The organism is Marivirga sp. (genome assembly GCF_024636815.1).
Classification (GTDB): domain Bacteria; phylum Bacteroidota; class Bacteroidia; order Cytophagales; family Cyclobacteriaceae; genus Marivirga.
The window spans coordinates 73,412-87,072 of sequence record NZ_JAGXGF010000230.1 but is presented as its reverse complement, the minus strand read 5'-3'; the positions used below and the strand labels follow the sequence as shown (position 1 = coordinate 87,072).

Genomic DNA, 13,661 nt, shown 5'->3' with positions numbered 1-13,661 from the left:
TTTTCCCCTTTCCGCCTATAAACAGCGATTTTCTTCCTAAAAACCCCTTGCAATAGCCTGCTATTGTTTCAGAATTTTTAGTTGAAACTCACTATTTATAGACGTTCTGAATCCTAAATAAGAATCGAACTCAGGTTATTAAGTAAACTTACATCATCAATTTAAATCTAGTTTGATTTTATTTCAATTAAGCAATCTGTTAGAATAGACCGTCATCCCTTTGTAGAAAGGGATCTGTTGATTTTAACCTTTGGTTAAAATTTTAGAAAGGCAAGAAATAAAACAGACTGAAAGAATCCTTTGGCTAAATTCTTAAACCTAAAAGATAATTGAAAGTTGTTTCAATATTACAAGATTCCTTCCTGCGAAGGGATAGCCTGTCCCGTATTTTAATCGGGAACGCACAGAACACATAAGCTGCGATTCTATAATCCTTAATTATTTAAAACAACAAAAAAAGGCTGGAATGAATCATCCCAGCCTTTATAGTTTCAATTTAAACTTCCAATTTACATTGATTCTATTTTGTTGTCAACAGGATTACCATCCTCATCAACTTTCACAACTTGCTTGATGTTAAGTGCTTTTACACCTTCAAGTTGAGTTTCAGCATCGCCTACGATGATATAATTCATTTGATCAACATTGATATATTGATCCATGATTTTCTTCATATCCTCTACAGTATAGCCTTTCAATTTTTCTTGATTTTTCTTAATGAAATCTTTTGGTAAACCATATGAAGATATCTGCTGTAACACACTTAGTTTTTGTCCTAAGGTTTCATATTCTCTAGCCTCTTTTCGGATTAATGCAGTTCTTGCTTTTTCTAATTCGGCTGAATCATAATTTTGCTTGTAATCCTCTATTACTTCTTTAAAAGTAGCAACTGATTGAGCTGTAGTGTTTGTTTTAACACTTGAATATGCCGCAAAAGGTGCTTTTAGAGTACTAGAACTAATATTTGAGTAAGCTCCATAAGTATAACCTTTTTCTTCTCTTAATACTTGAAAAAGCTTTCCTCCTGAATTTCCTCCTAAACCATAATTAGCAACAGTTAATGGATAATAATCAGGATGACTTCTTTCCACTGCTAATCTCTGCATTCTGATTACAGATTGTTTAGCATTAGGGAAATTAGCAAAATAGATTTTACCTTCCTCATCCACAGCTTTCATTTCATAATCAGGGAATGTTACTTCCTTAGCTTCCCATTTTTCATTTAATCCTGAAAACGCTTTTTTAACTTGGTCTTGAGTTACGCTTCCAGCAATTTGCATACTTGCCACACTAGGTGAGAAATTCTTTTCATAATAGGCTTTCAAATCATCCATCATGATAGATTCCACTGATTCTACAGTACCACTCAATGGCTTTGCAAAAATGTGATCTTCACCGTAAGTGATTTTGTTAGCTACAGTTCCTGCAATTGCATTAGGATTAGCATTTCTTTGCTTGATATTATTAATTTGAGCCTTTTGCAATCTATCAAATTCTTCCATATCCCAACGAGGCTCTAACATCATTTCTTCAATTATGGCTACTGTCTCATTAAAATAACGAGCTAAGCAATTACCATAAATTACGATTTCCTCATTTCCAGTGTACATTCCAATATTGGCACCAATCTGACCAATTGCATCTTCCAATTCTTCAGGAGTTTTGTTTTTAGTTCCTTCCTGCATGATATCAGTAAATAAATTTGCAACACCTGATTTGTTAGGATCATCTAATAATCCACCACCTTTTAATCTGATGCTGAAATTCACTAATGGCAATTCATTATTTTGGATACCTAAAATCTCCATACCATTTGCCAATTTAGCTTCATAAATTGTTGGAGGCGTAATTAAAGGCATGTCACCTAATTCTGGCTCTTTGCTTCTGTCAATTTCACTAGGTGTTTTTTCATACTCAGCGTCTTTGTCTAAATCTGCCATAGAAGCATCATCCATTGGCTTTACTTCCTCTATTTTAACAGTTGCTTTTTCAGAACCTTCAACAATTAAATCCAATTGTTCTTTTGGTACAAAACTAGTAATCACTGCAGGTTTATCTTTAATATATTCATTATAAACACGCATAACATCTTCTTTCTCAACAGCTAAGATATTATTGATGTCTTCCGTAATATATCCAGGATCACCCTTAAATTCATTGTAGTTACTCAATTGAAAGGCCTTTCCTAAGATACTTGAGATACCATTATAAAAGCTGGTTTCCTGTCTTGCTTTAATTCTTTGCAAGTCTTTTTCTGAGAATCCATCCTTTTCAAATTCAGCGAATGCTTCTTGAACTGCTGCATATACTGAGTCTAAGTCTACTCCATCTTTAGCGCGAATTCCAATATTAAATTCACCAGCTAGCTCACTTGAACTGTTATAAGCAAATACGCTTGGAGCATATTCCGTTTCTTCCACTAACTTTTTGTATAAAACAGCTCTTTTACCTTGACTTAAAATCTCAGCTAAAGCAGATAATGCCCATGAATCAGGATGGTATTCTTCCACAGTTGGAAATACTAATCTTAAATCAGGAACTTTAGCATAATCATCTTCATGATAAAGCTTTTTCGTTGCTTCCAATGTTACTGGTTTTGGAGACATTACCTCATCATTTCCTCTTGATTCTATCTCTCCAAAATATTTTTCTATCCAAGCTTTCACTTGCTCTTTATCATAATCACCTGCTACAACTATTGTAGCATTATTGGGCCCATACCAGTTATTATAAAATTCCTTTACATCACCTAAAGTAGCCGCTTGTAAATCTTCCAATTCACCAATTACTTCCCAGTTATATGGGTGGCCTTCAGGATATAAAGCTTTTTTAATTACATAACTTCTGTGACCGTAAGGCTGATTGTCCACTCTTTGTCTTTTTTCATTCTGAACAACAGGTTTTTCGTCCTCTAAATCTTTTTTGGTTACCGCATTAATGAAAAAACCCATTCTATCAGCTTCCATCCATAAAATTCTTTCCAATGCATCCTTAGGAACAACTTCATAATAAACTGTACCGTCAGTCCAGGTACCACCGTTAAAAGTTCCTCCTAAATCATTAATGTTTTTAAAGAATGCGCCTTCTTCAACATTTTCTGATTTTTGGAACAACATATGCTCAAAAAAGTGAGCAAAACCAGTTCTTCCAGGTTTTTCACGACTTGAACCTACATGCATTTGTATGGCAACTGCTGCAATAGGATCTGATTTATCCTCGTGAAGAACCACCTCCAAGCCATTTGGAAGTACGTATTTTTCATAATCAATGGACAATTCTGCTTTATCGTCCGACTTTTCGCTTGGTTGACAAGCCGCCATTATACCAATAAAAAGGATTAATGACCAAGTTGATAATTTTCTCATATTAACTATTAAGTTTTAATTTGGTAGTTAATTAAGATATTTTTAAACTAAAAACCGAATTGATACTATATCAACGGAAAAGAAAACGGTTAAATGGTATTAAATGGAAAGCAAAAAACAAATCACATATTCATAAAAATTAAATTTTATTATTAAAATATGCATCTTCATGACAATTTCATGCCAGTCAATTAACTTTGTGGAATGCCAACATTAGATTTAACGAAAATCAACTTACCCATAGTTGATATCCTACCAGAAGTAATCCAAAAAGTAAAAAACGAACAAAACCTGATCCTTAATGCTGAGGCTGGAGCGGGAAAAAGTACCATTATTCCTTTAGCCCTTTTAGAAATTCTAAAGGATAAAGGACAAAAGATTATCATGCTGGAGCCGAGACGATTAGCAGCTAAATCCATTGCCCAAAGAATGTCTCAATTATTAGGAGAGGAAGTCGGAAATACCGTTGGCTATAGAATTCGATTTGAAACTAGAATATCTAATGAAACCATCATTGAAGTGGTCACAGAAGGCATTTTAAATAAAATGATGGATAGTGATCCGGATTTAAAGGATGTGGCCATTATTATTTTTGATGAGTTTCATGAACGCAGTATACACGCAGATGTGGCATTGGCTTTAGCCCGTTTCACACAACAAAACTCAAGACCTGATCTGAAATTATTGATTATGTCTGCAACTTTAAACCAGGAACTGTTGTCAAAGGCACTAAATGCCAAGGTTGTAGCAAGCAAAGGAAGGCAATTTCCAGTTGATATTGTTTATGCTGGAAATGTAGATCAAAGATTACTAGCTGAATTGACAGCAGAGCAAGTAAAGAAATCTTTAAAGGAGGATGAAGGTGATATTTTGGTCTTTTTACCTGGTCAAGGTGAAATTTTAGCCATTCAGGATTTACTGAGAAAATCAAAAGTGAAAGCAGAAATTTACCCACTTTATGGTCAACTGGCTTGGCATAAACAATGGGCGGCTATACAACCCCACCCACAAGGGAAAAGAAAAATTGTTTTGGCTACATCCATAGCAGAAACCAGTTTAACGATTGAAGGCATAAAAGTAGTGATCGATACCGGTTTGAAAAAGAATTCCATTTTCGATCCCAACACCGCTTTAAATAGTTTAAAAACTCAATCCATTTCACAAGATGAAGCTACTCAAAGAGCAGGAAGAGCAGGCAGATTAGCAGCGGGAAAATGTTATAGAATGTGGACAGAAGCTGATCAAAAGATAAAACCAAGTCACCGATTAGCTGAAATTCTACATGCTGATTTGGCAAACCTAAAACTTGATTTGGCCGCAAGAAATATTGAGGAAAGTAAGAGATTATTTTGGCTGACACCTCCCCCATTAGATAAGCTGATTTATGCCGAAAATTTGCTAATTGATCTTGAAGCAATAAACGAAAACAAAACTATTACTGAAATAGGTAAGCAAATGCACCAATTGCCCTGCCATCCGCGCTTGGCTCACATGCTGGTGAAATCTACCGAAAACCTATCCTTAGCCATTGATTTGGCTTCTATTCTGGAAGAAAAAGATCCATTATATAAAAAAGCTGGCGCAGATATAAGTGAAAGGATTCAATTATTACGAACCTTAAGAAATGAAAAAAGATTAGGGAGAAATTTTAAGAAAATTGAGAAAATTGCTCAATCCTACCGAGCACTTTTTAAAATAGAGGAAGAAAATAAGGAAGTGGACCCTTATGCTATAGGATTTTTATTGGCGATGGCCTATCCTGATAGAATAGCATCAGCAAAAAGAGGGAATAATGCACAATTTCAATTATCTAATGGAAGCATAGCCGCTATAGGTCATAAAGATGAATTGGCAAATGAAAGCTGGCTGACCGTTGCTAATATGGATGCACGCAGTGGAATGGGTAAAATATTTTTAGCTGCACCTTTAAATCCTAAAGATCTCATGCCCTTAGTCAAAAACAGGAGGAATGTTCAATGGGATTTTGAAGATGATGAATTTATAGTCAGTAATGATTTAAGTATAGGGAACATCACATTAAAAAGAGAGGAATTAGATGATGAACCTAATCCACAAGAAAAAAGGAAAGCCATTATTAAAGCAATTCAGCTCCACTATGAAGAAATATTAAAAGCTGATGATAAATTTTTCAACTATCTAGAGCAATTAAAAAACCAGAAAGGTGATGTAGAATATGCAGAGATTAATTTAGCTTTTCTGGGAATTACTGCAGAAAAATGGCTACCTGAAGCTATAGAAAATGAAGAAGATATCTTTAGGAGTCTTCAGAATATATCCCTTAAAGCTATTCTTCAAAATTTAATTTAGGCTTGATTTTTAAAATTACCGTCCGATTTCCAGACAAAAGCACAAAGATTTCTTTGGTCTGACCGATAATATTAGAAATGACCTTTTAGCGATTAGACGTATAAACCGTCCGCAAAAAAATTATTTGCAATCTTGAGACAAGATTGTAAAGTTAGGCTTATTCTTCATCATCAGAATTAAGAGGGAAATGGGTAAAATTCTCAAATAAACTATCTTCCTCAAAGATGGTTTTAATTTCAAAACTTACAGGATTGATATTATCTATTTGAAAATATGCAGTATCGGTTGTTTGCCAAACAAAAACTACTGTATCAATTGCTGTTTCAGGCGTAAGAGTGCGAGGTACGAACCAAAAGCCTTTTAGCGTGTCAGTTATGCTTCCACATGTATCTGCAGGGTTTATATAGAATAGCGAATCTTTATCGTTGGTAGCAGAAGTGAAATTAAAAATCAATTGTCTGGGGATTTCGCAAGAATCGAAGCTTACAGCTTCATTAAAAAGGATTCTTTCTTCTAACAACCATCTTTTAGCTTCTTGATTGGACAATAATCTTTGCACCTCTGCTCTTCTAAAGGCTTCAAAAGTAGGCTCATCCGGTAGGCAAGAAAAAAGAAATAAAATAATGATAAGTGGAAACAAAAATTTCTTCATTGGGCAAATATAATATTTAAATACTCCATGAATTAAAAATTGTGCCAAGATTTAATAAAAAACTAATCATACAATAGTTAATAATTCTCAAGTACCTAATTCTAGATTGGTCATAGGCTAGAAAAATCGAAAATAACATATATATAAATGTAAAGTCTTCGATTTAGAACTTATTATTTATAACAGCTTGTGTTCTGTAAGATAAAAATATTAAAGATTAATCTATCAAAATTCATATATAAGAATTTTAACTACTGAAATTTCACCAGGTTTTCAAGCAGTAGCTTGTAAGTTTAAGAACCTATACGTTTGTAAAAAAAACAGATAAGTACATAAATAAGCTTACAAAGCATTCTTAAACTTCTTTTACGTATTAGTCGTTTCGATAAATAAGATGTATTATTCGATAAAAATATGTTTTTTGAGGACTAAATTAAATAAGTATGTTTGTATGATGTTTAAATCAGAAGGCTATATAACCTATTTATTTTTAATACTATTTACTGTATTACTAAATTTAGTAAGCTTCAATAAAGGGTATTCACAATGTTCTGCGTTAACAAATAATGTAACCATTGATTTCCAAACCACCGGTCAATGTGCACCCGTTGAAGTAACTAGTTTTGATATAACCTATAAATTTTCAATTCCACAAAATATTAATGATATTGAAATTGTTATTGAATGGGATGATCCTGGAAATAGTACTACATCTTTTACTGTAGCAAATGGTGGCTTAACAGTTTCAAATGGAGACAGAGATTTTCAAGCAGTAGGCTCATTCCCCTATCCTACAAATGAATCTTGTAGATTTGAACCTTTTGCAATTATCAGTGTAGATGGAACCATATGTGCAGGATCTATCCAGCCTCAAACGGTTAATAGTTGGAGTGCAGATAATGATTTCGGGGGTATTATCGCAATTAATCCTGACGAGTTCAATGTTTGTGAGGGTGATGGTTTTACTAATATTAGATTTGCAGACAATTCTACGTTTAACTGTAACATTAATGTAGAGCCAGATGATCCTAATAGACAACCTCGGTATGTTCAATTTATTTATGGTACGAACCATAATGCAGCTCAAGGTATAAAAAATCTAACCTTAAATAATGGCGGTGTTGTCAATCTAACTGATGGCGCTGGTTCGTTAAACGGAACAACGACTATAAACACCATGACCGGAACCTATTTCGGACCAGTTGAGGAAGTTCCTTTCCCAGCCGATAATCCAATATCCGAAACTTTTCCTTTTAACTTGGCAGACAACCCTTCAAATGTAGAAAACGATTATTTTGAAGTAACAATGGTTAATTGGAATACTTGTAATCCTTACAATGGTAATGCCGCTAGTCCAAATTATGGTGACGCCATTATGGAAACTGCGAGGATTTTAATTGTCGGTGATCCCACCACTACATTAGAATTCCGAAACCAAAACAACACCATTACTTCTAACTTTTGCCCGGGAGATGAAATCAGATTAAGACAAAATGGAGCTACCACAGGAGGTACCGGTAACTTTGAGTATAGATGGGAAGTTTTTGACGGTAACAATGATGCTGAGGCCTTAATTTATTCTAGAAATTTCAATGCAAATATAAATGCACAAATCCCCCCTGCCACAACAAACGGTTTTTCTGGTGGGGATAAATTAGTAAGGCTTTATATTGAAGATCAAGATGCTACAGGTACATGTATCAATACAATCGATGAGCTAATCACTATAACTTCCGCACCAACAGCCATAATAGATTATGATTTTGAAGGAAATCTAGGTACTAATAATTCATCGGAAATATGTATAAATGATTTCACAACCAGTACATTAGAATTGAACTCAGGAAATACAGTTGATAATTCTGGAAATGGTTTTAGTTTAGAATGGCAATTATTTCGAAGGAGAACCACAGTGGGTTCTATTCCTGCAAACCCCGACAGCACATTTTCTTCAACTAATAATAGTATAACATTAAACTTAACTAAACCAGGTATTTATCGTGCCAGATTGATTTCAGAAGATAATGTTACGGCTTGTTCAACTTTTGATGATTATACATTTACAATCTATGATCAACCAATTGCTGATTTCACAGCAAATGAAATTTGCGAAGGAAATGATACTGAGTTTGATCCCGGTAACTCAAATATTCCCATTGTTATTAATGGAGATGATATTAATACCTATGAATGGGATTTTGATTATGATGGGGTTACATTTAATGTCGATTTAACAAGAAATAACAACAATACATTTGATTATAATTTAGGTGTTGCTGGTACTTATGATGTAGCACTTAGGGTAAATTCAACTAATGGCTGTGAAAGTGTCATAAACACTGAAACAATAAATGTTCTATATAATCCCAATTCAGACCTTGAAGCTTCTTACACTAATGACTACGAAGGAAAATTAGCTGGAGATATATATAATGGAGATCCAATTTGCCCAGGAACACTTTTAACTTTTACAAATATCACTGATGAATCAATGAATGATATCTCTGTAAATCCGGTTGATTATCAATTACAAATTGATAGCCTAGGAAATACCGTTTATCGTTCTATTGGGGCTCCGGGTGAGGCAAATGAATCAGTTTCACCAAACATTTTCTTTAACAATACAGGCTCAAATGCAACTTACACCATTCAATTAGTCGCGAATGGAGATAATGGGTGCGATATCTTAAGTACTCCTATCGTAGTGACAGTCTTACCTGGAGATGGTTCCGGATTTAACGTTTTTGATGAATCAACTTATACGAATGCTTACGATCCTTTAATTGATTACTGTTCTCCTACAGAATTTTATTTTCAAATTGACAATCCAACCAATAATCTGTTGGATCCTGGAGATTCTTTGGTTTGGGAAGTTTTTGATGGCTCTACCCTATTAGGTGGAGACACAACTGAATTTGGAAACCCAGATTATGATAAATTCACTTTTGAATTTTTCAATAATTACCCAAGTATAGCAGCAATAAATTATACAGTAATTTTACAACCTTATGTAGATGGGGTTTGCATAAACAATTCTCAACGAACTGTTAGAGTTCTTCCAAAACCCACTTCAGAGTTTATGCCCATTGACACGTTAGTAACCTGTGATTCAGTCACCTATTATTTTGAAGCCGTTCAACCTGGCTTATTGGTTTATGATTGGCAAGTTCAGCCTATTGCTGATACAATTAAAACTCAAAACGATGGGGTTGATTTTTGGGTGAGTTATGCTCGACCAGATATTGGTGACCCGGATGTAAATGTTGAAGTAAGATTACAAACAGAAAACCCTTTTAATTGCCAAAGTGATTTATCAGATCCTTTTAATGATATAATTTTACCAAAAGAGGATATTGATATAGAACTGGATACCATTGGGAATGAATTCTGTGCTCCTACCACTTTTGGATTTGTAAATAGAACTACTGATCCCGTTCCAGCCGATACTAAATGGGAATTAGTTATATCAAACTTAGACGATGGTTCCACTACTATTATTGATGGAAATACCTTAACTGGAAATGAGGATTTTAGTGCAGAAAATCCAGCAGATATATTTGAATATGAATTTACAGATTCAGCAAATTATGAAATAAGATTGAATGCATTATTGCCAAGCACTTGTGATGTAGCCTCTGATCCGTCTATAAGCCTCACAGTTGGAGAAACGCCAGAGATAGGCTTTAGAACAAATATTACCCAGGGTTGCGGACCTTTGGATGTTACAATTATTGACGAATCAAGTACTTTACCTTCAGGTAGAAATTTTAATCTTTCTTTGGAAGTAAAAAAACCAAATGGTGATTTAGTTTTTAATACCGGGCCGATTGTTAAAGGCCCATCTGATCCAAACGGATACAATAACTTCTCAATTCCTGCCTTGGAAAATACAGAAGCTCCCTTTATTGATTATGAAGTAACTATAATAGGCGAAACTTTTGCTGGATGTTCAAAAGATTCCACCGTAATAGTTAGGGTTTATCAGGAGCCTGAAATTGATTTTGAAGTTACTTCTACAAACCCTGCTTGCCAGCAAGATTATAATTTTACATTTGATTTTACCTCTATTAATGTTCCTACAGGAACTGAGTTCACTTGGAATTGGGGAGATGGATCTAGTCTTATAACAGATCAAGATACCGCTGTACATCATGAATATAGTAATCGTGCAAGTTTTTTTGGTAATGACACCTATACTATTACTTTAACAGCTCAAACTCCTGACAATTGTAGCATAAGTGCCTCTGAAATTATTGACCTATATCCACGGTTACAAGCACAATTTAATGCAAGTACTGATCAAGGTTGTGATCCACTCAATGTTACTTTCACTAGTTCTTCCTTAGGAACTAACATTAATGATGGACATGAATATTTTAAAAGACTACAAGGAGAAACTGCATGGAATACCTTTGCATCTACTGTGGCTTCCAATGGGACAGTAACTGAACTTTTAGAGAATAACACGGCCTCTACAGAAATTTGGGAAATACTATATATTGTTCAAGGTCAAGGAGGTTGTCGTGACACAGCTGATGTTAAGGAAATCACTGTATTTCCCGCATTTTCAACACCAAATATCACAGGTCCTGATGAAGTATGCAGCTTTCAACAAGAAGTAGTCTACAGTATTCCTCATACAATGGGCTCAACTTACAATTGGCAATTACCATCTGGGGCATTTATTAGTGATATAAATACCAATGGAAATCAAATTAAAATTAATTTCAGTTCTTTTTCAGGAGATGTTAAAGTAACTGAAGTAAATGATAATGGTTGTTTAGGAGAACCTAGTGTTTTATCAGTCACTGTGCTTACGGGTCCTTCAGTTACCCTAAGCCTAAATGGTCCAAATACAATATGTCCGGGCGATGAAACCAGTCTGATATTTGATTTGCAGGGTGAAGGATCCCAAGGCTTCGATGTAGTTTATAGTGATGGTATTGAAAACGATACCTTGGAAAATATTAATGATGGCCATATTGAAACCATAACCCCTACCCAATCTCGAAATTATTTTGTATTAGATGTGATTGACAGGCAGTATCCTAATTGTAATGCTGCAAGCGTCAGTGGAAATGCATTTGTTAATGTTAATTTTGCACCAACCGCAAGCATCTCTGGTGATGCTATTATATGCGAAGATGGAAATGCTAATATATTTATTAATTTAACTGGTATTGGTCCTTGGGAAGTGGTTTACACAGATCAAACCTCCAATTATATAATAGAAAATATCAGTTCCCCTGTTTATCAATTAGAAGTTAGCCCAACGGAAAATACAACTTATGAATTAGTATCGGTTACAGACAGCAACACTCCGGTTTGTAGCGGTACTGTTGAGGGCACCGTAACGGTAAGTATTAATCCGAAACCAACTGCCAACATATTTGGAAATATTGATGATGTATGTGCAAATGAAAGTGTTGAATTAGGAATAGAATTAACGGGATATGCTCCTTGGACAATTCGTTATACTGATGGGAACAACGCATTTACCATTCCAAATATAACACCACCAGCTGGTCACGACCCTGAAAATGACACTTATGTGCATAATTTCGAAGTTTTTCCTAATACTGGTACAACCAACTATACTCTGGTTGATGTACGTGATTCAAATACCCCAAATTGTACTGGAGATATTTCAGGGACAGCTATTGTAACTTCTTATGATAGACCACAAGTGGAAATTGCAGGAAACAATACAATATGCTTAGGAGATAGCAGTCCAATATCATTCAATTTTACAGGTGATGGTCCTTTTGATGTGATGATGACTGCCAACCAGGATACACTAGAATATAATAATCTTCAAAATGGACAATCCGTTACCTTATCTCCTGAAATGTCTACGGTTTATAGGGTTATTCAATTAATAGACAATAGAGGATGCTCTGGTAATAGTTTAGGAGCGCCTGTAAGTATTAATGTCAATAATTTACCTACTTCTGAAATTTCCGGAAACGATGTTACTTGTAATGGAGAAGTGACAGACTTAATTTTTGACCAAAGTGGAGTTGGCCCATGGACCATAACTTATACAGATGGAAATCAAAACTTTACATTCACAACCTCATTTAACAGGCATTTTGAACCTGTATTCCCAACAACTACAACCACCTACTCCTTAATTTCTGTAGTGGACAGCAATTCACCGGAAAGTTGCACTGGTACTGTGAGTGGAACTGTATTAAAAGATGTTTATCCTCAGCTTGAAGCAAGTTTTGAAGCTTCCCCTGAAACAATGGTATTACCGGAAAGCATCGTCACTATAACAAACAATACTACTAATAAAAATGAATGGGAATATGAATGGGATTTCGGTGACGGCACTATATCGAATGAAGTAGACCCTTCCCCACATGATTATGGAACATATGGCGATTTTGTAATAAGAATGACAGCTACCAATGGCCAATGCATGGACACGTATCAAATTAATGTTAGCATTGGCGCAATTCCTCCTATAGTCGATTTTGATGCCACACCTAAAGAAGGTTGTTTACCATTGGTTGTTGAATTTGAAAACTTAACCCAATTCGCAGATCCATCTACATATCAATGGGAATTTGGGGATGGGCAGAGAGTTTCAGCAGTGGAGAACCCTACTCATGTTTATCGAAATCCGGGAACCTATACTGTAACATTATCCGCCAGCAATATCACGGGACAAAGAACTGAAATGCTGAAAGAGGAATTTATAACAGTATTTGCTACCCCACAGGCATCATTTACTATTCCGGACGAATATCGGCAAGTTTTTACTGGAGAAGAGGTTCGATTTGTTAACCTTAGTGAAGGGGCAGATGAATATATTTGGAAATTTGGAGATGGAAATGAATCTTTTGAATTTGAGCCAATTCACGCTTATCCTGATAGTGGCATTTATGATATCACTTTGATCGCCATTAATACAGAAACAGGATGTACTGATTCCATAAGTTTAAGTTCTCAGGTTCAAGTGTTATTAGGTGGAAAATCAGACGTTCCAAATGCATTTACACCTAGCAGAGCAGGGCCGGGAACTGCAAGTTCAAACCCTCTTCAGAATGATTTTTTCTTACCGAAAGTAGAGGGTGTCTCTCAATTTAATATGAAAATATATAACAGATGGGGAGAATTGTTATTTGAATCCAATGATAAGAACATTGGTTGGGATGGGTATTATAATGGAGTACTTATGCCACAAGGAGTTTATGTATATCGATTAGAATTGGTATATGAAAATGGACGTAGAGAAACAAAACTGGGCGACATTACACTCATCAGGTAAATTTTGTTAGCCATTTGGTCAATATTTTTAAGCTTTGAAC

4 protein-coding genes are annotated in these 13,661 nt (G+C 35.0%); 2 read left to right on the top strand and 2 right to left on the bottom strand.

Features of this window, described 5'->3' with window-relative positions; all coding sequences use genetic code 11:
* Positions 1-509 precede the first annotated feature (509 nt).
* Positions 510-3,365 (bottom strand): pitrilysin family protein, encoded by a 2,856-nt coding sequence (locus tag Q0L29_RS16755; RefSeq protein WP_296623508.1) that lies wholly within the window; start codon positions 3,363-3,365, stop codon positions 510-512.
* Between the two features lie 204 nt (positions 3,366-3,569).
* Between Q0L29_RS16755 and hrpB the strand changes: the two genes are divergently transcribed.
* Entirely contained in the window at positions 3,570-5,693 is a 2,124-nt protein-coding gene (gene hrpB / locus Q0L29_RS16750; protein WP_296623506.1) for an ATP-dependent helicase HrpB, read from the top strand.
* Positions 5,694-5,850: 157 nt separating this feature from the next.
* On the opposite strand, the gene Q0L29_RS16745 is transcribed toward hrpB, so the two are convergent.
* Positions 5,851-6,345: a hypothetical protein gene (locus Q0L29_RS16745; RefSeq protein ID WP_296623504.1), complete on the bottom strand. Its 495-nt coding sequence runs from the start codon at positions 6,343-6,345 to the stop codon at positions 5,851-5,853.
* A gap of 451 nt (positions 6,346-6,796) precedes the next feature.
* On the opposite strand from Q0L29_RS16745, the gene Q0L29_RS16740 reads away from it, so the two are divergent.
* Positions 6,797-13,621, top strand: a complete 6,825-nt coding sequence (locus Q0L29_RS16740) for a PKD domain-containing protein (protein WP_296623502.1) — start codon at positions 6,797-6,799, stop codon at positions 13,619-13,621.
* Positions 13,622-13,661: the final 40 nt, after the last annotated feature.

Excerpts from the sequence above, each read along its gene's own strand:
- hrpB (WP_296623506.1), top strand. The coding sequence starts at position 3,570 with ATGCCAACATTAGATTTAACGAAAATCAACTTACCCATAGTTGATATC.
- Q0L29_RS16740 (WP_296623502.1), top strand. The coding sequence starts at position 6,797 with ATGATGTTTAAATCAGAAGGCTATATAACCTATTTATTTTTAATACTA.
- Q0L29_RS16755 (WP_296623508.1), bottom strand. The coding sequence starts at position 3,365 with ATGAGAAAATTATCAACTTGGTCATTAATCCTTTTTATTGGTATAATG.
- Q0L29_RS16745 (WP_296623504.1), bottom strand. The coding sequence starts at position 6,345 with ATGAAGAAATTTTTGTTTCCACTTATCATTATTTTATTTCTTTTTTCT.